The organism is Labrenzia sp. 5N, assembly GCF_012395805.1.
Taxonomy (GTDB): Bacteria; Pseudomonadota; Alphaproteobacteria; order Rhizobiales; family Stappiaceae; genus Roseibium; species Roseibium algicola.
Genome location: NZ_JAAZTM010000020.1, coordinates 1,423,928 through 1,447,930 on the forward strand (window position 1 = coordinate 1,423,928; position 24,003 = coordinate 1,447,930).

Annotated in this window: 24 protein-coding genes; 8 read left to right on the forward strand and 16 right to left on the reverse strand. The window is 59.3% G+C overall.

The features are described from left to right. The first annotated feature begins 3 nt into the window (after positions 1 to 3). Positions 4 to 327: a DUF2293 domain-containing protein gene (locus HEP89_RS26955; RefSeq protein WP_055659520.1), complete on the forward strand. Its 324-nt coding sequence runs from the start codon at positions 4 to 6 to the stop codon at positions 325 to 327. Positions 328 to 396: 69 nt separating this feature from the next. Here HEP89_RS26955 and HEP89_RS26960 read toward each other — a convergent pair whose 3' ends face one another. The 5 genes from HEP89_RS26960 to ettA form a co-directional block, all read right to left on the reverse strand. Further along, positions 397 to 789: a RidA family protein gene (locus tag HEP89_RS26960; RefSeq protein ID WP_168693472.1), complete on the reverse strand. Its 393-nt coding sequence runs from the start codon at positions 787 to 789 to the stop codon at positions 397 to 399. Between the two features lie 93 nt (positions 790 to 882). Next, positions 883 to 1,500 carry a molybdenum cofactor sulfurase gene (locus tag HEP89_RS26965; RefSeq protein ID WP_168693473.1) on the reverse strand — a complete coding sequence of 206 codons (618 nt, stop codon included), beginning with the start codon at positions 1,498 to 1,500 and terminating at the stop codon, positions 883 to 885. Between the two features lie 135 nt (positions 1,501 to 1,635). Next, positions 1,636 to 3,735, reverse strand: a complete 2,100-nt coding sequence (locus HEP89_RS26970; RefSeq protein ID WP_168693474.1) for an FUSC family protein — start codon at positions 3,733 to 3,735, stop codon at positions 1,636 to 1,638. A gap of 128 nt (positions 3,736 to 3,863) precedes the next feature. Then, positions 3,864 to 4,826: an endonuclease/exonuclease/phosphatase family protein gene (locus HEP89_RS26975; RefSeq protein ID WP_168693475.1), complete on the reverse strand. Its 963-nt coding sequence runs from the start codon at positions 4,824 to 4,826 to the stop codon at positions 3,864 to 3,866. A 140-nt stretch (positions 4,827 to 4,966) separates the two neighbouring features. Then, entirely contained in the window at positions 4,967 to 6,616 is a 1,650-nt protein-coding gene (gene ettA / locus HEP89_RS26980; RefSeq protein ID WP_168693476.1) for an energy-dependent translational throttle protein EttA, read from the reverse strand. Positions 6,617 to 7,256: 640 nt separating this feature from the next. On the opposite strand from ettA, the gene HEP89_RS26985 reads away from it, so the two are divergent. Further along, on the forward strand, positions 7,257 to 8,210 hold the full coding sequence (locus HEP89_RS26985; protein ID WP_168693477.1) for a 2-hydroxyacid dehydrogenase: 954 nt from the start codon (positions 7,257 to 7,259) through the stop codon (positions 8,208 to 8,210). A 439-nt stretch (positions 8,211 to 8,649) separates the two neighbouring features. Here HEP89_RS26985 and HEP89_RS26990 read toward each other — a convergent pair whose 3' ends face one another. Beyond that, positions 8,650 to 9,003, reverse strand: a complete 354-nt coding sequence (locus tag HEP89_RS26990; RefSeq protein WP_145915807.1) for a hypothetical protein — start codon at positions 9,001 to 9,003, stop codon at positions 8,650 to 8,652. A gap of 83 nt (positions 9,004 to 9,086) precedes the next feature. Continuing rightward, entirely contained in the window at positions 9,087 to 9,983 is an 897-nt protein-coding gene (gene bla / locus HEP89_RS26995) for a class A beta-lactamase (RefSeq protein ID WP_168693478.1), read from the reverse strand. Positions 9,984 to 10,147: 164 nt separating this feature from the next. Here bla and HEP89_RS27000 point away from each other — a divergent pair, with 164 nt between their 5' ends. Then, complete coding sequence (locus HEP89_RS27000) at positions 10,148 to 11,017, forward strand: LysR family transcriptional regulator (RefSeq protein ID WP_168693479.1); 870 nt, start codon at positions 10,148 to 10,150, stop codon at positions 11,015 to 11,017. A gap of 19 nt (positions 11,018 to 11,036) precedes the next feature. On the opposite strand, the gene mnmD is transcribed toward HEP89_RS27000, so the two are convergent. Continuing rightward, the gene (gene mnmD, locus HEP89_RS27005) at positions 11,037 to 11,762 is read right to left on the reverse strand and encodes a tRNA (5-methylaminomethyl-2-thiouridine)(34)-methyltransferase MnmD (protein WP_168693480.1); all 726 of its coding nucleotides are present in this window, start codon (positions 11,760 to 11,762) and stop codon (positions 11,037 to 11,039) included. A 104-nt stretch (positions 11,763 to 11,866) separates the two neighbouring features. On the opposite strand from mnmD, the gene HEP89_RS27010 reads away from it, so the two are divergent. Further along, positions 11,867 to 13,027, forward strand: coding sequence for an FAD-dependent oxidoreductase (locus tag HEP89_RS27010; RefSeq protein WP_168693481.1), 1,161 nt, complete (start codon positions 11,867 to 11,869; stop codon positions 13,025 to 13,027). Positions 13,028 to 13,598: 571 nt separating this feature from the next. Beyond that, entirely contained in the window at positions 13,599 to 14,084 is a 486-nt protein-coding gene (locus tag HEP89_RS27015) for a YbaK/EbsC family protein (protein ID WP_168693482.1), read from the forward strand. 42 nt (positions 14,085 to 14,126) lie between these two features. On the opposite strand, the gene HEP89_RS27020 is transcribed toward HEP89_RS27015, so the two are convergent. From HEP89_RS27020 to cysQ, 4 genes are all read right to left on the reverse strand, one after another. Then, a complete protein-coding gene (locus HEP89_RS27020) occupies positions 14,127 to 15,140 on the reverse strand; it encodes an NAD-dependent epimerase/dehydratase family protein (protein WP_152507172.1) in 1,014 nt (337 codons plus the stop codon). 362 nt (positions 15,141 to 15,502) lie between these two features. Next, positions 15,503 to 17,437, reverse strand: coding sequence for a sulfate adenylyltransferase subunit CysN (gene cysN, locus HEP89_RS27025; protein WP_168693483.1), 1,935 nt, complete (start codon positions 17,435 to 17,437; stop codon positions 15,503 to 15,505). A gap of 1 nt (position 17,438) precedes the next feature. Next, the gene (cysD, locus tag HEP89_RS27030; RefSeq protein WP_022997880.1) at positions 17,439 to 18,368 is read right to left on the reverse strand and encodes a sulfate adenylyltransferase subunit CysD; all 930 of its coding nucleotides are present in this window, start codon (positions 18,366 to 18,368) and stop codon (positions 17,439 to 17,441) included. 81 nt (positions 18,369 to 18,449) lie between these two features. Next, positions 18,450 to 19,292, reverse strand: a complete 843-nt coding sequence (gene cysQ, locus HEP89_RS27035; RefSeq protein ID WP_077290419.1) for a 3'(2'),5'-bisphosphate nucleotidase CysQ — start codon at positions 19,290 to 19,292, stop codon at positions 18,450 to 18,452. Positions 19,293 to 19,597: 305 nt separating this feature from the next. Here cysQ and HEP89_RS27040 point away from each other — a divergent pair, with 305 nt between their 5' ends. After that, positions 19,598 to 20,107 carry a PilZ domain-containing protein gene (locus HEP89_RS27040; protein WP_022997882.1) on the forward strand — a complete coding sequence of 170 codons (510 nt, stop codon included), beginning with the start codon at positions 19,598 to 19,600 and terminating at the stop codon, positions 20,105 to 20,107. Positions 20,108 to 20,315: 208 nt separating this feature from the next. Beyond that, the gene (locus HEP89_RS27045) at positions 20,316 to 20,849 is read left to right on the forward strand and encodes a DUF1993 domain-containing protein (RefSeq protein ID WP_077293128.1); all 534 of its coding nucleotides are present in this window, start codon (positions 20,316 to 20,318) and stop codon (positions 20,847 to 20,849) included. Between the two features lie 169 nt (positions 20,850 to 21,018). Here the strand turns inward: HEP89_RS27045 and HEP89_RS27050 are convergent, their stop codons facing one another. Next, positions 21,019 to 21,615 carry a glutathione S-transferase family protein gene (locus HEP89_RS27050; RefSeq protein WP_168693484.1) on the reverse strand — a complete coding sequence of 199 codons (597 nt, stop codon included), beginning with the start codon at positions 21,613 to 21,615 and terminating at the stop codon, positions 21,019 to 21,021. Positions 21,616 to 21,696: 81 nt separating this feature from the next. On the opposite strand from HEP89_RS27050, the gene HEP89_RS27055 reads away from it, so the two are divergent. Further along, positions 21,697 to 22,407 carry a YafY family protein gene (locus tag HEP89_RS27055; RefSeq protein ID WP_286201077.1) on the forward strand — a complete coding sequence of 237 codons (711 nt, stop codon included), beginning with the start codon at positions 21,697 to 21,699 and terminating at the stop codon, positions 22,405 to 22,407. Between the two features lie 202 nt (positions 22,408 to 22,609). Here HEP89_RS27055 and HEP89_RS27060 read toward each other — a convergent pair whose 3' ends face one another. The 3 genes from HEP89_RS27060 to HEP89_RS29710 all read right to left on the reverse strand — a co-directional run. Further along, complete coding sequence (locus tag HEP89_RS27060; protein ID WP_077290422.1) at positions 22,610 to 23,017, reverse strand: hypothetical protein; 408 nt, start codon at positions 23,015 to 23,017, stop codon at positions 22,610 to 22,612. 321 nt (positions 23,018 to 23,338) lie between these two features. Continuing rightward, on the reverse strand, positions 23,339 to 23,668 hold the full coding sequence (locus tag HEP89_RS27065; protein WP_077290423.1) for a hypothetical protein: 330 nt from the start codon (positions 23,666 to 23,668) through the stop codon (positions 23,339 to 23,341). Between the two features lie 152 nt (positions 23,669 to 23,820). Continuing rightward, positions 23,821 to 24,003, reverse strand: a 183-nt coding sequence (locus tag HEP89_RS29710; protein WP_207106379.1) for a hypothetical protein, incomplete at its 5' end; no start/stop codon positions are given.

The following is a 24,003-nucleotide window of genomic DNA, read 5'->3' on the forward strand; positions in this document are numbered from 1 at the left end:
TTCATGACCGGCGGCACCAAGCGGCAAAAAGACATGCGCAAGGCCTTGCGGGTCCTGCTGCCGCGCGTTCCCTTTTCAGATGCTGAAGCCATTCTCGAAGTTGCCCTCGCCGGACACCTGCGCCATCTGCCGCCCGGCATTGCCCTTTGGCAGGCCACCACCAGTCATGTCCGGCACGCCCTGACCGACTACGATACGTTGCTGGACGAAGGTTATGACCGTGACGCTGCCCGGTTCTTCGTACTGGACGAAATGAATGACGTTTTGAGCTCCTGGGGATGTGCGAAACGCCTGGAAGCTGACGATACCTCCCCAACCGAGGACTGACACCGGTGCTTAAAGCGGATCCGTACCCGTCACACACAACCCCGGATGGGATTTGCGGGCGGCCGGCCGTTACGGCCGCCGGGCGATCAGATCGATCTCGACCAGTGCATCGACGGCAAGGCCCGACACGCCAATACAGGTACGACCCGGCAATTTTCCGGGTTCGAAAAATGACCGATAGGTGTCGTTCATAGCCTGATAATCACGCTTGAATTCAGTCAGATAGACACGAATGAAAGTCGTGTTTTCAAGGCCGAGCCCGACGCCGCCCAGAACGAGCTTCAGGTTTTCCATCACCCGCACAGTCTGCGCCTCTATGCCCTCCGGCAGCGGGGCTTCCGGATCGTCCGGCAGTGTCGGCATCTGGCCGGTTACAAACACCCAGCCGTCAATTTCGACGGCATGGGAGAATGGCGCGACCGGCTGTGGCGCCTGGTCGATCATGTGGTGGATCGGCAGCATGGAGGCTCCTGTTGGAAGGTTATGACAGAGCATCCAGACTAGAGAATATCGGGCCCCTCGGGAAACAGGTTTCCATCGCTGCGAGCCTTAAAATCAGATGCGCTCGTAGATCCACTGTTCGGGAACATGGGCGGTGACCGCCTCGCCCGCCGCAACCTTCCCCGGGATTTCGACATAGCCAACAAGGCCTCGCAGGCGCTTTGCCTTTTGCGGGAACAACAGGTCCAATCCTTCCCGGCCGGGATTGGCTTCGGCGATCGCCTCGCCTGCGAAACGGCAGGGTTTGTTGTCACCGTCCACACGAATAACCACACCGCCCTCGAACACCAGCCGGGTGCGCGGTGGCACCATCGTAAGGTTGGGAATGCCGGACAAGGTAATGTTGCCGCCGATCCATTCGGCTTTCAGTTCGGCAATCTCCATGCGAGTGGCAATCAACGAAAGTTCCTCGGCGGACAGGATGGATATCTGGCGCTCGTTGCACATTTCGGTGCCACGTGGATACCAGGGTTCGCGGCCACCGGACCTCCGGGTGTATCCGCCGTGCCGGTCTCCCGAAATGCCTTCGAACGTCATCTCCAAAGCAACCGTTGCAGTGGTCCTGAAGTCTTCCGCAGAGACTGTCCTGAAAACACCCTCCACCTTGCCGCTTGTCCTGAATGCAGGCGTAATCCGAAAGTCGTCGGCAAGAAGCTGGAGCTGGTCTGTCATGCGGGGTCTCCTGTCGCAGTCGAGAGGCGATGCTAGGGCGCTGGCACCTTCCTGACCAACAAATCTCATTGATGTTTTCATAAGCGCGGCAGATCGATCCGCTGCGCCCAGGATTTGCAGTGGTGACAGCTGTCTTCAGGCTGGGCCGGAGAGGAATTTCTCCTCGCGCAAGCCGTCCAGGCATCGGACGATTTTCCGCGCATGATAGAGCATCGCAACCCAACCGGTTTCCAGCGCAAGATTGCCTGTTGCCCCCTCGGGCATGGCTGTCATCCAGTCATCCTCCAGGCCCGGGACGGTCTGCCTCGGGCGTCCATCCAGGACAGCCGAGAACTCATCTTCCAGACGCTTGTCCATGCGAACGACAAGCGCCTCTATCCCCGACCTGGCCTGAGCTTCCACCGTTTCCCGCGTGACGTCCGAACGGGCTTCGCGGTAAAGCACCACGTATTGGGCCAGCACGATTACCAGCACGTTGAGGTCGCTGGCGGAGCGTGTGAACGACGACCAGGGAGCTTGCTCGATCCGATAGGACCTGGCGGTGGCGATCAGCGTGCTCGCTGCCGTTCGAAGCCGGGCGAGATCCTGAAGGTCCGTATCCGCCTTGCCGCCTTCCGCACGCAGGCAACTTCGGCAGGCGTTGAGGTAATCGGACGCCAGCCCCTTGAAGCTTGCGCCGGTGCGGTTGGGAAACAGCAGCCATGCCGCAGCAAGCCCCACACCTGCGCCAATCATCGTGTCGTAGAGACGCGACCAGAGTTCGTCGATGAGCAGACCTTCAAGCGTCTGGAGCCCCATGACCACCAGGAAACTTATGATACCGGAGGCGATGGCGTAATTGCGGTCGAGAAAAACGATGACCCCGGGTATGGCAATGACAACCAGTACGAGCCTGACGGATGGAAACTCCGCCAGCGCCGGATCGACCAGCATGGCCAGAACAACGCCGCCCGCCGTCCCGCCTATCCGCTGTGCGGTTCGGAGCAGTGTCGCCCCGAGGCTGTTCGACAGCACGATGATGATGGTGAGCGTGACCCAATAGGCGTGATTGAGATCGAACGCGAGCCCCAGGGAAAAGCTGATCCCGGCTGCGACACCTGCCTGAAGTGACAGGCGCCAGGAAAGCTTCCGCAACCAGCCGCCCTCGCCGCTGTCATCATCCGTACCGAGGCTCAGGCGAACCGACTGGTCTTTTGCCGCCAGCAGCCACAGACGCTTGAAAGCCTGGGCAATGCGCAATTCCTGAAACCGGTCATGTGCCGTTACTGCCATATCGGCCTGCAGCCAGCTTGCGGCAGGTGCGCTTTCGCCGGTTTTGCCTTCCCCGATATCGCTCTCTTCCGGAACGCCCTCATCGGTTTCCAGGCGATGGACAAGCCGGTCGACCGCACGGCCAAAGTCCTCATCTTGCGCCAGACGGGTGCGTGCGTCCCGGGACAGCTGGTCGCGCGCATCGCCCACCACTTCCAGGGCAAGTTCCACCATGATAGCCGCTTCCGGCGACATGCCCTGCAACTCACCTTCCGGTCTGAGCAGATCGGCGCAGACCTGAAGTTCCATGCGCAGCTTCGCCAGATCCCTGATCCGAACGGCCGCATCGCCGGACGAACCGGTCGCCCAGCCTGACAGCTGCCTCAGATAGGTTGCCATCGCCTGACGATTTGCAGCTTCGACCCGCAGGTAGGTTCGGTATGTCGAAGGCCGCCAGGGCCCTGTGCGAACCACGAGCGCTGTCACCATTCCAAGCACCGCCATGACCGGAAGCCAGAGGCCGGGCGATCCTCCGACGTTGCCGAGGACCACGAAAAGCCAGCAAATCGCCATGCTGCGCCCAGCGCGTTGCCAGAAGGGACCAAGCCCCTGCATGGCAAAACCGAGCATGATCGCGGCGATCCAGAGCCCTTGCAGAACGGTTGCGGCGCTTTTCCCCGACAGCTCGGCGACAACAGCCCCAAGAGCAAACAGGGTCGTCAGCAGAACGCCAAGCTTCAGGATACCGAGGACCTCGGCCTTTCTGGTGGAGACCGGCGTGAACATCAGGCAGTGGCCGCCGCTAGCGGCTGCCAGAACGGCCAGTTTGAAGGCCGACTGACCGGGCACGAAGCTTGCCACGACATTTGCCAGGAAGACCGCTCCGAGCACGGTCAGCATCAGATGAACGCCGCGCATCAGCCGCAGGCCGCCGGGGTCCGTGCGCAGGAGACTTGTCTTTATGTCCGAAGCGGCTTGCAGCATCTGTCTGACTTGAACCCGGCTCTTCAGGGCAAAATCCCCGACGTTCTGAATGGAAATCTTTTATGCGGACTGCATTGTCTCGTGTCCATGGCGCTTTGACCGGGTGGACGCAGGCTTGCCGCCGAAGATCAGTCGGACGACTTGCCGTCGACAACAGTAAATTCGGCAAAGACCGGCCAGTGATCGGAACCGTTGAAGTGTCCGAGTTCGCAGTTTTTGACCGCAAGCCCGCTCCTGACGAAAAAATGGTCGAGTTCGAGTCCGATGCCCGGAACAGGAGCAAGCCATGTCGGGGTCCAACGGCTGCCGCAGACTGCCTTGCGAACCCCTGCCGTTTCCTGAAACCGTTTCAGCAGCGGTGCCCAGGAGGCGGCATTCATGTCGCCGGCAACAAGAACAGGTCCCGGCGTCCTCGACACTTCGGATGCAAGCTTCTGAAGGATGTCCGCCTGGTGCAGATAGAAGTCACGCCTGAAAGGCGGCAGTGTGTGAACTGCAAAGACACTCACACAGGGCTCCGCCTGCATACCGCAGTAAATCGCTTTCGTAATCGCGTATGGGTTCCCGCCTACAGGGATCAGTTCGACGCTGCGAGGCGCAGTGCGCGAGAGGATAACCGCGGCGGGACGTCCACCAAGCGCCTGATCGGGCGTTCCGGCCACATGCAGCATGCCTTCAAACCGGTCGAGCAGCCCTTGGTCGGCAGGTACCGGCAGCTCCGTGAGGATCATGAGATCGAAGCCGCGGGCGCTGTTTTCCTCAACCAGATTGCCGAGCGCTGCGGCGCTGCCGAAGAGATTTGCGGTGACGACGCTGATCGCCGGTTCTGCCGCATCGGCGGTTGGGGCAAAGCGTCCGTTGTCGAAGATGCCCATGCGCATGAGAGCGACCACCGACAGGCAGATAGCCAGTGCCGCCATGTTCCAGTTCCGGAAGAAGACGAACCCTGCAGCAAACAGCAATCCGGCAAGAACGTATTGGGTCTGAAAATGAGCCAGCAGATCGACGGGCCAGCCGACTGCCGCCAGAAACGAGGCGAGAACAGCGATGGCGAAGGCCACAAACAGACAGACGAGAGTTCTGTGGAACATGCCTTTTGCCGCTCGCAAGGACAAAAATTGCCGGCGGCCGGTGAATACCGCCGGGCAAAAAAGATGCCGGCCCGTTTCCGGGGCCGGCACATTCGGGAAACAGGGGGCACGCCCCCCATTTCAGCTTCCAGGCAGTTCGCTTAGCGCGTAAGCGGCTTGTACTTGATCCGGCGCGGGTCGGCGGCATGTGCGCCAAGGCGGCGGACCTTGTCCTTTTCGTAGTCTTCGAAGTTGCCTTCGAACCATTCCACATGGCTGTCGCCTTCAAAGGCGAGCATGTGTGTGGCCAGACGGTCGAGGAACATACGATCGTGGCTGATGATAACGGCGCAGCCGGCGTAGTTTTCCAGCGCGTCTTCCAGAGCTGCCAGCGTCTCGGTGTCGAGGTCATTGGTCGGCTCATCGAGCAGCAGAACGTTGGCGCCCTTCTTCAAGACCTTGGCCAGATGCACGCGGTTGCGCTGACCGCCGGAAAGGTCACCGACCTTGGCCTGCTGGGCAGCACCCTTGAAGTTGAAGGACGAGCAATAGGCGCGAGAGTTGATTTCCTTGTCGTCGAGGTAGATGACCTCGGCGCCGCCGGAAATTTCTTCCCAGACCGTGTTGTTCGGGTTGAGCGCATCGCGCGACTGGTCAACGTAGCCAAGGTGCACACTGTCGCCCACGACGACCTTGCCCTTGTCCGGCGTTTCCTGACCGGTGAGCATCTTGAACAGGGTCGTCTTGCCGGCGCCGTTCGGGCCGATCACGCCGACGATGCCACCGCGCGGCAGCTTGAACGACAGGTTGTCGATCAAGAGACGGTCTTCAAAGCCCTTGGAAACACCATCGACTTCAATGACGTTTGCGCCGAGACGCTCGCCAACCGGAATGAGGATCTGTTCGATGGACGGCTGACGCTCTTCCTGGGCGGTCAAAAGGTCTTCAAAGGCCCGGATACGGGCTTTCGACTTGGTCTGACGGCCTTTCGGGCTCATGCCCATCCACTCGCGCTCACGGGCGATCGCCTTGGAGCGGGCCATGTTCTCGCGGCCTTCCTGCTCCATGCGCTTGGTCTTCTTTTCCAGATAGACCGAGTAGTTGCCTTCGTAAGGGATGCCCTGACCGCGGTCGAGCTCCAGAATCCAGCCCGTGACATTGTCGAGGAAGTAGCGGTCGTGGGTGATGATCAGGACGGAGCCCTTGAACTCACGTAGGTGACGCTCCAGCCAATGAACGGTTTCAGCGTCCAGGTGGTTGGTCGGCTCATCCAGCAGCAGCAGGTCCGGCTCGGACAGCAGCAGCTTGCAGAGCGCGACGCGGCGGCGCTCACCACCGGAAAGATTGTCGACCGCTGCATCTGATGGCGGGCAGCGCAGGGCTTCCATCGCCATTTCCACCTGGCTTTCCAGGTTCCACAGATCCTGCGCGTCAATCTCGTCCTGAAGCTGTGCGGCTTCCTCGGCGGTTTCGTCCGAGTAGTCCATCATCAACTCGTTGTAGCGGTCGATTTTCGCCTGCTTGTGGGCAACACCTTCCATGACGTTTTCCATCACGGACTTGGTGTTGTCGAGCTGCGGTTCCTGCGGCAGATAGCCGACCTTCGCGCCTTCGGCCGCCCAGGCCTCACCGGTATATTCCTTGTCGATACCGGCCATGATCTTCAGAAGGGTCGACTTACCCGCACCGTTCGGGCCCAGGATACCGATCTTGGCGTCCGGGTAGAACGAGAGATGGATGTTGTCGAGAACCTTCTTGTCGTTATAGGCCTTGGACAGGCCATGCATGTGATAGATGAACTGGCGCGCCATGGGGCTCCGCTTCTCCGCTTTCAAAATCTGATGGGATTCTCAGGAATTCTGCGGCGTCTTTTAGGGGAAATGGCGCCCGGGGGCAATGGGGGGATTTGCCTGAGAACGCCTGTAGAGTTCGTCTCGCAATCAGGCATTACCTGTGCAATCGCAATTAGACCTCTTCCTTGGCCAACTTCCAGCCACCCTCGCTTTGGGATAAGTGTCCTTTTCATTGGACAGTTTACGGACCGACTCCGATTACCAAAGTTTCCAGAAAGCACGCCGCCCCACTCGCGTTAAACGCCGGCCGCTATATTCAGAATTGCAGTTACGCCCAAGAACCTGCCCACCCTGTCATTCCGGACAAGTGCAGCTACGCTGCATGCCGATCCGGAACCCAGCGTGTCAGCGTGAGCAAAGCGAACACTCAATTTGCCGCGCATGGCGCGAAATATCTCTGGATTCCGGATCGGCGCTCGACACCTGTCTCACTTGTCCGGAATGACGGCGGAATACGCCGTTTCACAGATGAAGTGAGCCAAAAGCGCTTCGAGGGTGACGAAATTTGCGTACCAACTCTGCCCATTCGGCTCTTTTCTCCCCCAACCGAAGACCTTAAGGTCACCTCACCTTTCTTCATCACCCCACCGGACCTGCCATGACCTCCATCGATATTCTGATGCCCCGCCCGATGCTGCCGATCGTTCAGGAGCAGCTTGATGCCGCCTTTACCGTGCACCGGCTCTACGAGGCCGACAATCCGGAAGCGCTGCTGGCGGAAATCGGCGAGAAAATCCGCGGGGTTGCGATGGCATTCGGGCCGGTCAACGCCGAGTTGCTTGCCAAAATCCCGAACGCGGAAATCGTTTCCAGCTTTGGCGTCGGCTATGACCACGTCAACACGGACGATTGCCTGGCGGCGAAGGTGATGGTGACCCATACGCCAGACGTGTTGACGGAAGAAGTTGCCGATACGGCGGTCGGGCTGATGATCATGACCATCCGCGAATTCGGCCAGGCCGAACAGTGGCTTCGCCAGGGCAATTGGGAAAGCAAAGGGCCCTACAGGCTGACCGGGGCGACCATGCAGGGGCGCACGCTCGGCATCTTTGGTCTGGGGCGCATCGGCAAGGCGATTGCCAAGCGGGCCGAAGCCTTCAGCATGAAGATCCATTACCATGGACGCAGCAAACAGGACGACGTCTCCTACCCCTATCACGCGACGCCGAAGGCGCTGGCTGCCGCTTGCGACACGCTGATGGTGGTGGCGCCTGGTGGCGCGGAAACGAAACATGCGGTCAATGCGGAGGTGCTGGAAGCACTGGGGCCGGATGGCATCGTCATCAATATCGGCCGGGGCACCGTCATCGACGAGGCCGCATTGATTGCGGCCCTTGAAAACGGCACGATCTACGGTGCCGGTCTCGACGTCTTCGAGAACGAGCCGCATGTGCCCGAAGCCCTTCTGAAACTGCCAAGGGTCACCGTACTGCCGCATGTCGGTTCCGCCTCGCAGGCGACCCGCAATGCCATGGGTCAGCTCGTGGTCGACAACCTGAAAAGCTGGTTCGAAACCGGCAAGGCCATAACGCCAGTGCCGGAAATGCGCTGAGATCGAGGGCGTGCCAGGGCTGCTCGGCAGCCCGATCCGTTTCTTTTCCCGGCTCAGTATTTGACACGCCCGACTTGTGCCTTAGGTTTATGGATCAAGCGCATCCTTTCTGCTTGTGATGCGCTTACCCGATAGGCGTGGATCCATCAGACCACATAAACCACGCCGGGATGCCGACTGGGGCGGCTGGTGAACCAAAAGACGAATGCGTTCAGAAGCCTACTCAACACCGGCTGTTCGCCCGGATCCGTCAGCGGGTCCAGTTTGCCTGCGGAAGTGGCCCGTTTGCTCGGGGTGCCTCGCAACGGCAGAAGACGACATCCCAGGTCGCAGAGGGTGGCTGGCGACGTAACCTCCGCCAGCACCCTGGGCCGGCCCCTTCCGGGCCGGTCCGCACCGAAACACCTGTTGCTGAGGCAAGGCGCAAAACTGAACCTTCTCATTCCTCTGCTCTGGCCGGGCACCTGAACGGTGTAAAGGTGCTGCCCATGTTTGCGCTGACGGTCATCATCGTCAGAATGTCGGCAAAGGCGAATTCGGCGGGTTTTTTAGGGCAAACGGCTTTCGCCGCGAAACACCCCCCTTCGATAAAGGCATCATGTTCGGCAACGAAACCGGGCCGCATTTGCGAACGACTGACATTTTCGAACGCCACGCGGACGATTTCCTGATAGTAGGCGCATCTTCTGGCGCGCTTTTGTTCGCGTGTTTCCTCGGCAGATGCCTGGGAGAAAACGACTGCTACCGCGACAAGCGCCCACGGCAAGGCAAACATGGTTCTTGGAACGGACAAGGTTGTCTCCGTCGGAAGCGGCAGGACATTTCCAGAAGCAGGGACGCCCGGGCGAATGAAGAGATCCGCCCGGACAAGAACACTCAGTCGTGGAGACTTTCGGCAAGAGCGGCTGCGATATCGGCAATCGCCTTGTTGCGGTCGTCAAAGGAGGCGTCGGTCTGCGTGATGTAGACCGCGATCACGACGGGCTCCCTGTCGTCAGGCCAGATCACGCCAATGTTGTTGCGCGAGCCATTGGCCCCAGCCCCGGTCTTGTCGGCGACCGGCCATTCTTCCGGCAGCCCGGCACGCAGGGTCGCGTTGCCCACCTTGTTGTCCAGCAGCCAGCCTGTCAGCTGGACTCTGGCGGTGGACGAAAGGGCATCGCCCAGAACCAGTTTCTGCAAAGTGGCAACCGCTGCCGCCGGGGTGGTGGTGTCACGGGCATCGCCCGGCCGGCCTTCATTGAGACCCGGCTCCGTCCGGTCCAGCCGGGTGATGGTGTCGCCAATACCCCGAAGGTAATCCGTGAGTCCTGCCGGTCCACCGACAGCCTCCAGCACGAGATTGGCGGCAGCATTGTCGCTGATCGCAACGGCCGCTTCACACAGTTCCAGATAGGTCATTCCTCCGGAGCCGACCTTTTTCTCGGTAACCGGCGAATAGGAGACGAGGTCTTGCGAGCGGATCTTCACGCGGCGTTCCGGCTGAACCTCGCCCTGCTCGCCCTTTTCCAGAAGGGCGGCACACAGAAAGGCCTTGAAGGTGCTGTTGAGTGGAAAACGCTCGTCGGCGCGGTGGGTCCAGGTCTTGCCGGTTTCCGTATCCAGCACCGCAACCCCGATCCGGGCAGACAGTCGGCTCTCGGCACCGGTGACGGTTTTCTCAAGTGGTGCGGGATCGAACCCGGCGGCGTGTGCCAATCCGGAAATTGCCGGAAACCCGGCAAAAAAGGCAAGGGAAAGCGTCAACGCGTTACGGCGTGTCCAGAGTTTCATCTTCAACTCCAATGATGAATACAAACAGCCCGAACCGGTGTGGTGTGTCGCCCCCCGCACCATTCGTCTTCGGGACACCGCGACAGTGCCGCTGCCTCAGATATAACGCAAATGATGAATACTGAGGTTAGGCATGAGTAAAACTTGGCCTAAGTTGGATCCGAATGGACGTCTCAAAACTTCCGCTCAATGCCTTGAGAGCCTTTGAAGCCTCTGCAAGGCTCTGCAGCTTTACACGCGCCGGCCTGGAACTGCGGGTGTCGCAGACTGCCGTCAGCCACCAGGTGAAGGCGCTGGAGGACGTGTTGCAGGTGTCGCTGTTCGAGCGTTTGCCGCGCGGCGTTGCCCTGACGGACGAAGGACTGGCACTGCTGCCTGTGCTGAGCGATGCCTTCCGGCGGATGAGCGATGCGCTCAGCCGGTTCGAGGATGGCAACTACCGGGAGGTGCTGACGGTCGGCGCCGTCGCCACCTTCGCGACCGGCTGGCTGTTGCCCCGCCTTTCCGTCTTTGCCAGGGCCCATCCGCAGATCGATCTCCGGCTGAAAACCAACAACAACCGTGCGGATATTCTGGCAGATGGTCTCGACTGTTTCCTGCGCTTCGGCGACGGGGCCTGGCATGCCACCAACGCGGTCAAGCTGATGGACGCCCCGCTTTCGCCTATCTGTTCACCTGGAACCGCTGCCCGGCTATCCAAGCCGGAAGACCTTGTGCACGAGCCCCTGCTGAGATCCTACAGGTTGGATGAATGGGCCATGTGGTTCCAGGCAGCTCAACTGCCGCCACCACGGGCGCGTGGCTGGATGTTCGACAGTTCTCTTGCGATGGTTGAAGCCGTCACGCAGGGCGCAGGCGTCGCACTGGTGCCGACAGCGATGTTCAGCCGCCCCCTCGCGTCCGGCGCGATCGTGCAGCCTTTCCAGACCAACGTCCTGACGGGAAGCTACTGGCTGACCTGGCTGAAGTCGCGGGAGGAGACCAGCGCCATGCAGAAGTTCCGCTTGTGGATGCTGGAGACCGTTGCGGATTAAAAGGAGGCAATCGCCCACCTCAAGGCTTTCGCCCTTTCACCATTTCGCGTTTGCCTGCAAAGCCTTCAGCCTTTTCAATCTCGAACCCGGCAGCCTGAAGATTGCGGCGAACCCAGCCGGCAGCCGTATAAGTTGCCAGTGTTCCGCCATTGGCCGTCAGGTCAGCCGCCACCTTCAGAAGGTCCGCGTCCCAGAGCTCCGGATTGCGAGCCGGACTGAAACCGTCGAGAAACCAGGCATCAATGGGGGCAATTGCCGGTTCTCCTCCCTCGCCCTCACCTGCCATTCCGGCGTTCAGCTCACCGATCAGCTCGCGCGCATCGCCAATGCCGATCTGGAGGTTGGCTCCACCAATTGTCAGGCTATTCCAACCCGTCTCGGGCGACCAGGCCTGCAGCAGCTCATCTGCCAGCGGGGCCAGTTCGGGAAAGGCCGCAAGGGCCCGCGCCAGCTGTTCTCCCGTCATCGGGAACAGTTCGAAGGTCACGAACGTCAGGTCCGGCCGATTGGTCCTTTCCTGCCACGCCGCAAGGGTGGTGAGGAAATTGAGGCCTGTTCCGAAGCCGAACTCTGCAATGGTGAAACGCTCGCAGCCATCGAACCGGCCAGGCAAGCCATTTCCTTGCAGAAACACGTGACGCGTTTCTGCAAGCCCCCCGGCCTTGGAAAAATACGTGTCGTTGAAGCCTTCAGCCCGGGGCACATCGCCCTGCAGCCATTCCAGATCCGGTGCCTTGATCGACATGATCTTGAGGTTTCCTTCGGGGCGCACCCATCAGCCTTTGCCATTTGCAACGCGTTCTCATAAGAGAGCCGGCAGGATCAATCAATCTCAAAGGACCCCGCCCCATGGCAGCAACCGACGCCGAAACTTTCGATGTTGCCATTGCCGGAGCCGGTATTTTCGGTCTCGCTGTTGCCCGGGCAGCGATCGAGGCCGGGCTGAAGGTGGTCGTTCTTGAGAAAAGCCACGTTGGTGCCGGGTCCAGTGGAGGTGTGCTGGGGGCGTTGATGCCGCACATGCCGGCACGCTGGAACCCCAAGAAGGAATTCCAGTTCCAGGCCCTGCTGTGTCTGGAAGACCGCATCCGCCAACTGGAAAGCCAAACAAGGCTTTCCTGCGGCTATCACCGCTGTGGACGCATCCTGCCGCTGACGACAACCGACAAGCTGGAGCACCATCTGGAGCGGGCGGAAGAAAGCAAGCTGCGCTGGCAACCTCAGGAAACCGGTTTTACCTATGTGGTTGAACCTGCCGGAAGCCGGTCTGACTGGCTGGACGCGAATGCCGCTCCCTTCGGCATCGTCTATGAAACCCTTGCCGCGCGGATCTCCCCAAGGGCTTATCTGGCAAGCCTTGCCAGCTTCGTCCGCCAGAACGGCAGTCTGCGGGAAGGCGTTGAAGCGGTCGGTTACGAGGATGCAACACAGACCGTCCTGCTCGCCGACGGACATGCCCCCGTCAAGACACGGCAATTCGTCGTTTCAGGAGGATTTGCGGCTTTCGACCTGCTCGAAACGCTGACCGGCGAACGCATCGGGCGTGGAGAGAAAGGCCAGGCCCTTGTGCTGGAGGGCAAGGGACTGGAAGACAGGCCAGCGATCTATTGCGACGGGCTTTACGTCGTGCCGCATGACGACGGTACCGTCGCCATTGGCAGCACATCCGAACGGGAATTCGAAGACGCCGCCCCCTCACCAGCCCGTTCAACCGAACTGCTGGAACGCGCCACCGCCTTTTGTCCGCAATTGAAGGGCCGAGAGGTTCTTTCCGACTGGGCCGGTATCCGCCCCCGCAATCATAGGCGAGACCCGTTGGCAGGAAAACTGCCTGGCTTTGACACCGCCTTCGCGGCAACAGGCGGCTTCAAGATATCCTTCGGCATTGCACATCTGATAGCGGATGCCCTGGTGGCGGAGATGACTGGCAGAGAACCTGTTGTTCCTCTGCCAGAGACATTTCGCCCGGCGCACCACTTCGGCAGCGGCAGACTGGATGCAGATCGCTAAAGGAGCTCGCGTTCACGCAATCGCCGACCGCAGAAGCCGACGGCGCGCATGCAATGAAAGGTTGTATATGCGATTGCGGGTGATGAGACATGACCGCGAACTTGACGCGGTTCGTTCAATCACAATCGGTTTACGCACCTGCTGCCTAGATGGCAGCAACCACCGCGTAAAGACCGTAAAGGCTGAGCGAAATCGTCCCCCAGAACAGGAGATTTTTCGCCACCAAAAATGGCAAATTCATAGACCCACCCTGATGAGCTGCATAGTCAGCCTGCTTCCTCCTCTCCACCCCAGAGGATTCAACTTCATTTCCGGCTGTAGCTGCTCTCGCCATTTCGGCAATCCTTGAACGACTTAACCAATGGCCAACTGGAACCCATTTCCATCGGCCACACACAGTACCGTTTACGTCGTAAATGGTTAAAACCCGTTTAAGATTAACATGAATCTTTTCTTAATTTACAGCACAATGAAATTGTTGATATGCACAAATTATGGCCCGGCCCGCGCAGCTCTTGCGCGTCCCTCCCTGCCGGTCTTGTTTGATCCGACCTGAAGGAAGCCCTGCAGCATGAGCCTTGAAAGCGTTCGCAACCACCTTGCCAGTGCCGCCCCCGAACTTGAAGTCATCGTGACGGAAGACAGCAGTGCCACGGTCGACCTTGCCGCCAAGGCACATGGGGTCGAGCCCGGTCAGATTGCCAAGACGCTGTCGTTTCAGCTCAAGGACAAGATCTTTCTGGTGGTTGCCCGCGGTGATGCCCGCATGGACAACAAGAAGGCGAAAGCAACCTTTGGTGGCAAGGTGAAGATGCTGGGCCTTGATGAAGTGGAAACGCTGACAGGCCACCCCGTCGGCGGCGTATGCCCTTTCGGCCTTGCCCAGCCGTTGCCTGTCTACTGCGATGTCTCGCTGAAGGAATATGACGTGGTCATTCCCGCCGCCGGCGCGACCAATGCCGCCGTCAGGATACCGCCGGAGCGCATGGCGGAAATCACCGGTGCGGAATGGGTGGACGTCTGCCAGCCACCGCAGGATGCGTCACCGCAAGCATAAGAGCCACATGAATCCAGACGTTCGCCCGGTGGCTGCCAGGCGTTACGCCCGGTAATAGTCCCGGTACCATTCGACGAACCTGGCAACGCCTTCCTGCACTGTGGTCTTCGGTCGGTACCCCGTAAGGCTTTGCAGCAGATCCGCATTGGCCCAGGTCGCCGGAACATCGCCGGCCTGGATCGGCATGAGATTGCGTTCGGCGGTCCGGCCCGTAGCTGCCTCAATGGCTTCGATGAACTCGGTCAGCTGAACGCAGGTCGAATTGCCGATGTTGACCACTCGCCAGGGAGCAACCGGCGAAAGGCTGTCGCCTTCCTTCACCCCTTCTCCCTCTGCCGGGCGAACAGGCACTGCGTCCATCAGCAGCCGGATGCCTTCGACGAGATCTTCCACATAGGTGAAGTCTCGTTTCATGTCGCCGTAGTTATAGACGTCGATCGGCTTGCCTTCGAGGATCGCCTTGGTGAACTTGAAGAGAGCCATGTCGGGCCGTCCCCAGGGCCCGTAGACGGTGAAGAAGCGGAACATCGTCACCGGAAGGTCGTAGAGATGTGCATAGGAATGCGCCATCGACTCTGTTGCCTTCTTGGTCGCCGCGTAGAACGACATCTGGTGGTCGGCCTTGTCGGTCTCCGCATAGGGCATTTCGGTGTTGGCGCCATAGGCGGACGACGTGGACGCCAGCAGCATGTGTTCCGGCGGAAAGGCCCTGGCTGCCTCGAGCAGCTCGAACGTTCCGCAGATATTGCTTTCCAGGTAGGAGCGCGGCGCTTCGATGGAATAGCGGACACCGGCCTGCGCTGCCAGATGAATGACAAAATCCGGCCGCTCGGTACGAAACAGGGACATCAGCAGGTCCGGCGCCTCAACGCGGTCGTTCACCGGCTTGAAATGCTCGTTCTGCATCAGCATCTGCTGCCGGCGTTCCTTCAGGCGGACATCATAGTAATCCGTCATGGCATCGAGGCCGATCACCCGAAAGCCGTCCTTCAGCAGTCGGGTACACAGGTAAAAGCCGATAAACCCCGCAGAGCCGGTCACCAGAACGGTTTTCATGATTTGCCCAAAGCCTTTCGATCAAAAATTCATTTTACAAAACGCGTAAGTAGGTCAGCCAAGTTATTAAAAGGCTTCGAAGGTTCGGGCAATGGCGAAGTCTGCCCGAACCATCTTGGCCTCCTGGAACCGCGACACTTACAGACGCCTCAACACCTAGTACAAAATGGATTACCGCGGCGTGACACGCCCACAGAGCTTCTGAAAAACGACCTGTTAACGAACGAAATTCCAGCTCGTCTGGCCGGGATGTCGCACCGCTCCCACAAACGAAAAAGCCACCCGCGTCCTTGCAACGCGGATGGCTGATTTTCGAATGCCTGGGCAGGTCATCAGCCTGGCAAGTTCACCTTCGGCCCTTGTCAGATGCCGCCGCCGTCGGCGGAGAAGCTGTTCAGGAACCCGCGCTTGCGCAGATACTCAACGATCTCCTCGGCAACTTCTTCCGGTTCCCGGCCGACGTTGCGAATATGAAGTTCCGGATTTTCCGGCGCTTCATAGGGGCTGTCGATACCGGTGAAGTTCTTGATCTCGCCCCGGTCAGCCTTGGCATAAAGGCCCTTCGGGTCGCGTTTGCGGCATTCCTCGATGGGCGTATCGACAAAGACCTCGATGAACTCACCGTCTTCCAGGAGATCGCGCGCCATCTGACGCTCCGAGCGGAACGGCGAGATGAAGGATACCAGCGTGATCATGCCCGCATCCGCAAAGAGTTTGGCCACCTCGCCGACACGGCGGATGTTTTCCACCCGGTCGGCATCGGTAAAGCCCAGGTCCTTGTTGAGGCCGTGGCGGACGTTGTCGCCGTCGAGCGTATAGGTGTGCCGCCCGTCGACATGCAGTTTCTTTTCGACGATCGACGCGATGGTCGACTTGCCGGACCCGGAGAGGCCGGTGAACCAAAGGACTGCCGGCTTCTGACCGAGTTTTTCAGACCGGGCATTCTTGTCGACGTCGAGGGCCTGCCAGTGAATGTTGCTCGCCCGGCGCAGCGCGAACCAGACCATGCCCGCACCAACCGTCGAGTTGCTCATCCGGTCGATCAGGATGAAGGAACCGGTCGTGTGGTTGGCCTCATAGGGATCGAAAGGCACCGCGGCGGACAGTGAGAAATTGCAGAACGCGATTTCATTCAACGCCAGCGTCTTGCCGGCCACATGCTCGAACGTATTGACGTTGATCTTGTGTTTGATCTCGGAGACTGTCGCCGTCACCGTGCGAGTGCCGATCTTCAGGAGATAGGGCCTGCCCGGCAGCAGCGGCTCGTCCGACATCCAGATGACATGGGCGGCAAACTGGTCGGCAACATCCGGGCGATGTGCGGTCGAGGTCAGAAGATCGCCGCGGGAGATGTCGATTTCATCTTCCAGCGAAATGGTGACTGCCTCGCCGGCCCGGGCGGAGCTGACTTCGCCGCTTGCGCCGATGATCGACTTCACCCTGGACTGCTTTGCAGGACCGGCAACCACCAGTTCGTCGCCAACCGACACCTGGCCGCTGGCGACCGTACCGGAATAGCCGCGGAAATCGAGGTTGGGCCGATTGACCCACTGCACCGGGAAGCGGAACGGGGCTTCCAGCACATGCTCGCCCACCTGAACCGTCTCCAGGTGCTCCAGCAGGGTCGGTCCGGAATACCAGTCCATCTTGTCGCTGCGCCCGGTGACGTTGTCGCCATAGCGCGCCGACATCGGAATTGCCTGCAGGGTTTCGAAATCGAAGCCGTTGGCAAAGACCTCGAATTCCTTGCGGATTTCCTCAAATCGTTCCTGGGAATAGCCGACAAGGTCGATCTTGTTGATGGCCAGCACGACGTGGCGGATGCCCAGCAGCGACGCGATGAACGCGTGGCGACGGGTCTGGACCATCAGGCCGTTGCGGGCATCAACCAGCAGCACGGCAAGGTCGGCGGTGGACGCGCCGGTGGCCATGTTGCGGGTGTATTGTTCGTGGCCCGGGGTATCGGCAACGATGAACTTGCGCTTTTCGGTCGCAAAGAACCGGTAGGCAACGTCGATGGTGATGCCCTGCTCGCGCTCTGCCTCAAGACCGTCGACCAGCAGCGCCAGGTCTATGTCCTCTCCCACGGTACCATGTTTTCTGGAATCGCGTTCCAGCGCGGCCAACTGGTCTTCGAAGATCAGCTTGGTATCGTAAAGCAGGCGGCCGATCAGGGTCGACTTGCCATCGTCAACGGAACCGCAGGTCAGGAAGCGGAGCTGGTCCTTGCTTTCCTGTGCCAGGATATATTCGGTGACGGCTGTCTCTGCAGCTTCCTGTATGTTCTCGATCGTCATCTTAGAAATATCCTTCCCGCTTCTTCTTCTCCATCGACGCACTTTCATCCTTGTCGATGAGGCGGCCCTGGCGTTCGGATGTACGGGCAATCAGCATTTCGCGGACAATGGCGGGCAGCGTATCGGCATCCGATTCAATGGCGCCGGTCAGCGGGTAGCAGCCGAGCGTGCGGAAGCGGACCATCTTTTCCTCGATCTCTTCGCCGGGCTGCAGTTTCATGCGGTCGTCGTCGACCATGATCAGCATGCCGTCGCGGTTCACGACCGGGCGCTTTGCTGCGAAATAGAGCGGCACCATCGGGATGTCTTCCGTCAGGATGTACTGCCAGATATCCAGCTCGGTCCAGTTGGACAGCGGAAACGCACGGATGCTCTCGCCCTTTGCCACACGGGCATTGTAGAGGTTCCACAGTTCCGGCCGCTGGTTCTTGGGGTCCCAGCCGTGATTGGAATTGCGGAAGGAGAAGACGCGCTCCTTGGCGCGCGACTTTTCCTCGTCCCGGCGCGCGCCGCCGAAGGCGGCATCGAAGCCGTATTTGTTCAGCGCCTGTTTCAACGCCTCCGTCTTCATGATGTGCGTATGAACCGAGGAGCCGTGGGAAAACGGGCCGATATTCTTTTCAAGCCCTTCCGGGTTGGTATGGACGATCAGGTCCATGCCGAGACGCGCGGCGGTCTCGTCACGGAAGGTGATCATGTCCCGGAATTTCCAGGTCGTATCCACATGCAGCAACGGAAACGGCGGCTTGGACGGATAGAACGCCTTCATCGCCAGGTGCAGCATGACGCCGGAGTCCTTGCCGATGGAATAGAGCATCACCGGATTGGAGAATTCGGCCGCGACTTCGCGGATGATGTGGATGCTTTCTGCTTCCAGCCGCTTCAGATTGCTGAGGCGCTCGGGCGAGATCCCGTGAGATTGCATGTTCATGTTCGCTTTTCCGTTTGGCCGGCGAACCGGCCGTATCAATCGTTCGGCACGGGCCAACTGCCCGCGCAATTTTGCAAATCGTCAGGCAGCGGGCGCGACATCCCGCAGGAGGTTCCTGCACCCGGCTGCCAGAAAAAACGGGTTCCGCAGGTCGTCCTTGCGGGCGTTTTCCGGCACCCGGTAGACAAAGTCCTCACCGGTTGAAGCCAGAACGACCGCCCCGCCGGCGGCGCGTACAACTGCATCACCGGCGGCAATGTCCCATTGCATCGTGGGTGCAAGACGGGGATAGAAATCGGCCCGGCCGGCGGCCACCCAGCACAGCTTCAGCGACGAGCCGACGTTAAGCTGCTCGGCGACACTCAGCCGTGAAATCAGGGCAGAGGTTTCTTCCGAAAGATGAGAGCGGCTGGCGAGCACGCTGATACCATCCACCGGCGGCGTGCGAACGGAGATGGGCGCAACATCGCTGATGCCGCCGTTCGCGATGGTTCCCTTGAAGGCCCTGGTTTCGGTTTTGCCGTTTTCCCGGAATTCCCCACCCCAATAGATCTCTTCGAGGGCTGGCGCGGAAACCACGCCGAACACCGGGCGGCCATCCTCGATCAGGGCGATGTTGACGGTGAACTCGCCGTTCTTCTTCAGGAATTCCTTGGTTCCGTCGAGCGGGTCGACCAGGAAGTACCGCGCACCTGCCGCAGGCAGCTTGCCGGCTTCGACCGCTTCTTCGGCCACCACCGGAATGTCGGGGAACTTTTCCGCAAGGCCCGCGAGAATGATTTCCTCGGCTGCCGCGTCGGCCTTGGTCACCGGAGACCCGTCGACCTTGTTCTCGACCTCGAAAGGTTCCGCGTAGATTTTGAGGATTTCCTCTCCGGCCCTCAGGGCCAGCAGGTTCAAGAAAGATATCTGGTCTTCAGTCATTGATGCCTCAATTCGCGCCGGGAAATATTGCCCCCCGCGCTGTCCGCCCGCGTGGCTGTCCCGTAAATAGAAAGGTACAGTGTATCAATTCAAGGAATGGTGTTCCACGTTTTCGCCTGAATACAAAAAGCTCAGGTTTCTCTGACCGTCGCAAGGGAGCTTTTGTTGCTCCCAACATGGTCCTATGCCGGGCTTTACCTGACTGATCCATACGTGGATTCACCGATTGGCAAGGGCTTTGCGCCTAAACTTACCCCAAATGGGGGTTAAAGTGCCCTTGGACACCATGAGAATGCGAGAAACCCATGTCGGACGCCAAACCATTTCCGCACGCACCCGCGGATGAGAGCGCCAGCGAACAGATGCCGCGGGAGCGGCGGGCACGCGTGTTCAAGAAAGGCAAGATGGTCTTTCAAAACGGACTGAGATCCATTCCCTGCATGGTGCGCAACATCTCCGAAGGCGGCGCTTTGCTGGAATTCGAGCAGGCCTACATGCTGCCCAAGGAATTCGACCTTCATATCGACCTGGAAGACTATGAAGTCACCTGCGAACGCCGCTGGGAGGAAGGCCTTCGCTGCGGCGTCCAGTTCATCGGCGAGAAACGGCATGTTGCCGCGCAGCGCGCGCAGGTGCTGAAAAGCTCCGAAGAAGCTCTGAGAAGCGAACTCGACGAGCGCCGCGACAGCCCGGACAACTTTTTCCAGCGCCGCCACCAGGACGAACCGCATGCCGACGAGCGCACCTCCGTGCGCCGCAACCGGCAGGACGCAAGTGCCGGCGCCGGCAAGCCGACCTTCGGCAAGAGGCGTTGATACGCTGCGCGCGGCGAAATACGTCAGATGCCCTTTCTCTTCGCGGTGCTCGACAGACAGCCAGCAAGTGCACCCTGCCGCCCAAGGCAGAATGCCTGCTTCCACGCCAGCGCTCAAAATTCCTGGATATGATCCGCCTCCCAGTCGTACCCTTTGAAGATCACGCCAAGGCGTGTTTCGAACCCGGATCATGACCAGGAAACAGCCCGTGGCGACCACCCTCTACGACATGAGCGTGCCAACCTTCCTGCAAACGGCACGCGCCGTCAGCGGGTTTCTTCAAAAGGCGGCAATCCATTGCCAGCAGACAGGCACCGATCCGGACGACTTCGCGACCGCGCGGCTTTATCCGGACATGGCTCAGTTCTGGTTTCAGATCGAGTGCGTCGACAATTTTTCCGTCTGGGGCCTGGAAGCAATGAGAACGGGTGCCTTCACCCCGCCGCCGCTTGTCGGACCAGCCCCATATGCGGCTCTGCAGGACCGGATCGCGCAGACAGTGACACGCTTGGAGGCCTATACGCCTGCCGAGGTAAACGACTGGTCGGGCCGGCCTCTCGACCTTGATCTGGTTCACATCAGCCCCGCGCCGATGCCCCTGACATCGGAGACCTTTCTCCTGTCCTTCCTGCTGCCGAACTTTCATTTCCACGCTGTCACCGCCTACGACATCCTGCGCACGCGCGGCGTGCCGATCGGCAAGCGCGACTATGAAGGCCAGTTGCGGACGAGGCCGGACTGACGGCCCTTGACCTCACCCTCACCGGCAGAAACGAACAGGCGGGCCAACTGGAAAGCCGCGCAGGCAATTCATCCAGTTTCAGAGCCGATTTCAAGACAACTGCGCAAACAGATATGGCCCACCGGGCAAAACCCGGCAGGCCATATCGTCAGCGGAGGTTCAAAACCTCTCAGGCCGCCTGGCGTTCACGCTCCAGCGTCCGCACGGTGGCCGGGCGTTCGCTGCACCGCTTCACCCAGTCACGGATCGCCTCGTTGTCCGGCAACATGTCGGGCAGCCACAGGAACGGACCGCTGCACAACAGGTCGACGGCGGAATAGGTTTCGCCCAGCAGGTAAGGCTGCTTTTCCAGCGTTTCCGCCAGCCGCGCGACCATCGTGTCGAAATCGCGCAGGCTCGCCTCCACGGCCGGATGCGTAAACTGGGCGAATTTCAGGATGATGACCGGCTCCATCACGCCCTGATAGTAGAACAGCCAGGACAGATACTCTCCGCGCCCCGGCTGGCCTTCGATCGGCCCAAGCCCGGCTTCGGGAAACTTGTCGGTAAGATAAAGCATGATCGCGCCGCGCTCGCGGATCCCCTCGGCACCATCCACCAGGTAGGGCACCTTCTTTTCCGGATGCGGGTTGGATGCATCCGGCCCGCCCGAGCCATCCTGCCGGCGAACCGTCACTTCCTTCACCTCGACGTCGACTCCCAGCTCTTCGATCAGGGTCACGATCGCCGAAGACCGGCTGTTGGGAGAATGGTAAAGCGTCATCATGGGAAAGCTCCTTTTCTTTGTGATGCCAAAGGTATAGCTTCCCCCTGCTGACAATTTACGGCAGGAGCAAAAATGGCCCGCATGGACAGGCTGATGCGCCTGATGGATACCCTCAGGCGCCTACCTCAACCGGTCACCGCCGCGCGCCTTTCCGAAGAGACCGGCGTATCCCTGCGCCAGCTCTACCGCGACATCGCCACCTTGCGTGCGGGCGGCGCCTTGATCGACGGGGCCGCGGGCGTCGGCTACACCTTGACGGAAGATCCCGTGCTGCCGCCGCAGAGTTTCTCCCGGCTGGAAATCGAGGCGCTGATGCTGGCGCAAAGCGGGCTGGACCAGATCGGCGACGAGACACTGAAAAAGGCCGGCCGCAACGCCATGGCCCGCATCATCGCCACCCTGCCCGACCGGCAGGCGCGCCAGGCCATGCACACGGTGATGCGCAGCTGGCGGCAACCGGACAAGCGCCCGCCGGTGACGGTGGATCTTGACCTGTTGCGCGAGGCCTGCTGGGAGGAGTTCAGCGTGATCATCACCTATCGCGACCTGCAGGAGCGGACGACCACAAGGGAAATCTGGCCGATGGGTCTTTCCTACAGCGAAACCTCGCTGCTGCTGCTCGCCCATTGCCGCCTCCGGCAAGACTACCGCCACTTCCACGTCAGCCGGATCGCCTCACTGGCGCCCGGCACCGAAAGCTTCCGCCCCAACCGGGTGGCCCTGCTCCGCGACTACATCCAGCAACGGGGATATGACCGGAACAGATCACCTCAGCGCGGTGAAGTTGGGTAAAGTGCGAATTGGAAACGGACTAACCTCAAAACGGGGAAATTTCGGGGGAGCGGGTCAGGTGCATTGCGAGCTGAAAGGTGCAACGAGATTTACCGGGCCCGATGAGCTGGACTGCCTCTTGCACCGGCACCTTAAGTGCTATGATGCGGTTGTTAGAAGCTGCAAAGATGGGAGCCAGACACCCCAGCAGGCCCTGATAGATTCACACTAGACCTACGACTTGAGAAATGTCGCGCCATTTTATTTCTTTCGGGAGCGCCTCTCCATCAAAGAAGGCTTTAAACACCGCAACTACGTCATCTATGAAAAGGACTTCGTCAGGCCATATAGTCAATTTCCCCCCCCCAAACATTAGAGTTTGTTCGCCCTCAAAAGGTACTTTAGCTTGTCCCAAGTGAGCGCGCCAATGCTTGGAAGCTTGCGGGTCTCGCATTTCCAACACACAGGTTACTCCGCCACCAGCAACCTGCAGATAAGGGCCATCTTGCCTCGTTAAGCTTGCATATGACTGTGGGCCGTAGCTCCTCAGTTTTCGCAAAGTCTTTTCAACTTCGGAGAAGATCGAAACCTGTACAGGGCTTTTCTTTTCGACTTCTAGAAGCATGTTCATGGTAGATAGATCGTTATGTTGCCAACCACTTTTTCACCTGCAAGTTTGCCGATACCGTCTGCTCCAAACCTGTTAATGAACATATCGTTAAGGTTTTGTTGAGGGCTTTTCGTTGCTCCACCGTGAATAGCCCCAAACTGATAAAGCACATAGTCTGCGCGTGTGCTGGCGTAATAATCCAGTCGAACAGGTTCCAGCCCTGCTTCTGGCTCAGACCAGATATTAAGTAAATTTATGTAAAAAATTTGATTAATTCACATACTATCTAGATTCCACAGAAATTCCACAGTGCCTTGGATTGATTTTGATATGGCATTGTTATTATTTAGACCTGCCTTCCAACAACTTTTCCAATTTGGATATTGAAATACCTGGACAACCCGCCAATTTCCAAGCGTTGAAATATTCAGGATAACTCGAAAGAATATATCCATCCTCCTTTACTGATTTTTCCTCGTCGCAATAGCCAAATTTTTTCATAAACTGCAGGTGACTTAATGCCATCCCTCTGAGCCGTGAGGAGTTCATATCCATTTTCTTGAACGCCTTCTCGTCTGCGTACTGGCTTTCTCCTGTCATCATCCCAATTAAGTCGTCGACAAGGCCCAGTTCGAGAGCACGATCAATCAGTTTTTCTTCGACAAGGCTCATCTCTAATATCCGAACTTAAAATATAACGCGCCATCTACTTCAACTTTGGTAATATCTAATGTCTTCATAGTTTTCCCAAGGGCGTTCCCCAAGCCGCATCAAGCAGACTTAATCCACAACGAGAAAGCTTCGGATAAGATGGCGTATCAGGGTCAGCTGAATATCGTGACCTGAGACCCGAGTTTCTGCCGGTTTGGCGCGCGCCCTTGGTAATCATCCCATTTTTGGTGGGTTTTAAAACTGGACTTCAGGCTGCTGTTTTCAGTTTCATTGCAGGCGTTATACCGCCGATGGCCATGTTGGGCCGCTCGTTGTTGTATGTCCATAGCCAGCGT

Coding starts and splice junctions, on each gene's coding strand:
- HEP89_RS27060 (WP_077290422.1), bottom strand. CDS start 23,017: ATGAACATGCTTCTAGAAGTCGAAAAGAAAAGCCCTGTACAGGTTTCG.
- HEP89_RS26985 (WP_168693477.1), top strand. CDS start 7,257: ATGACCTCCATCGATATTCTGATGCCCCGCCCGATGCTGCCGATCGTT.
- HEP89_RS27020 (WP_152507172.1), bottom strand. CDS start 15,140: ATGAAAACCGTTCTGGTGACCGGCTCTGCGGGGTTTATCGGCTTTTAC.
- HEP89_RS27050 (WP_168693484.1), bottom strand. CDS start 21,615: ATGATGACGCTTTACCATTCTCCCAACAGCCGGTCTTCGGCGATCGTG.
- HEP89_RS27010 (WP_168693481.1), top strand. CDS start 11,867: ATGGCAGCAACCGACGCCGAAACTTTCGATGTTGCCATTGCCGGAGCC.
- HEP89_RS27040 (WP_022997882.1), top strand. CDS start 19,598: ATGTCGGACGCCAAACCATTTCCGCACGCACCCGCGGATGAGAGCGCC.
- HEP89_RS27015 (WP_168693482.1), top strand. CDS start 13,599: ATGAGCCTTGAAAGCGTTCGCAACCACCTTGCCAGTGCCGCCCCCGAA.
- HEP89_RS26960 (WP_168693472.1), bottom strand. CDS start 789: ATGCTGCCGATCCACCACATGATCGACCAGGCGCCACAGCCGGTCGCG.
- cysD (WP_022997880.1), bottom strand. CDS start 18,368: ATGAACATGCAATCTCACGGGATCTCGCCCGAGCGCCTCAGCAATCTG.
- HEP89_RS27000 (WP_168693479.1), top strand. CDS start 10,148: ATGGACGTCTCAAAACTTCCGCTCAATGCCTTGAGAGCCTTTGAAGCC.
- HEP89_RS26955 (WP_055659520.1), top strand. CDS start 4: ATGACCGGCGGCACCAAGCGGCAAAAAGACATGCGCAAGGCCTTGCGG.
- ettA (WP_168693476.1), bottom strand. CDS start 6,616: ATGGCGCGCCAGTTCATCTATCACATGCATGGCCTGTCCAAGGCCTAT.
- cysQ (WP_077290419.1), bottom strand. CDS start 19,292: ATGACTGAAGACCAGATATCTTTCTTGAACCTGCTGGCCCTGAGGGCC.
- HEP89_RS26970 (WP_168693474.1), bottom strand. CDS start 3,735: ATGCTGCAAGCCGCTTCGGACATAAAGACAAGTCTCCTGCGCACGGAC.
- mnmD (WP_168693480.1), bottom strand. CDS start 11,762: ATGTCGATCAAGGCACCGGATCTGGAATGGCTGCAGGGCGATGTGCCC.
- cysN (WP_168693483.1), bottom strand. CDS start 17,437: ATGACGATCGAGAACATACAGGAAGCTGCAGAGACAGCCGTCACCGAA.
- HEP89_RS26965 (WP_168693473.1), bottom strand. CDS start 1,500: ATGACAGACCAGCTCCAGCTTCTTGCCGACGACTTTCGGATTACGCCT.
- HEP89_RS26975 (WP_168693475.1), bottom strand. CDS start 4,826: ATGTTCCACAGAACTCTCGTCTGTCTGTTTGTGGCCTTCGCCATCGCT.
- HEP89_RS27055 (WP_286201077.1), top strand. CDS start 21,697: ATGGACAGGCTGATGCGCCTGATGGATACCCTCAGGCGCCTACCTCAA.
- bla (WP_168693478.1), bottom strand. CDS start 9,983: ATGAAACTCTGGACACGCCGTAACGCGTTGACGCTTTCCCTTGCCTTT.
- HEP89_RS27065 (WP_077290423.1), bottom strand. CDS start 23,668: ATGAGCCTTGTCGAAGAAAAACTGATTGATCGTGCTCTCGAACTGGGC.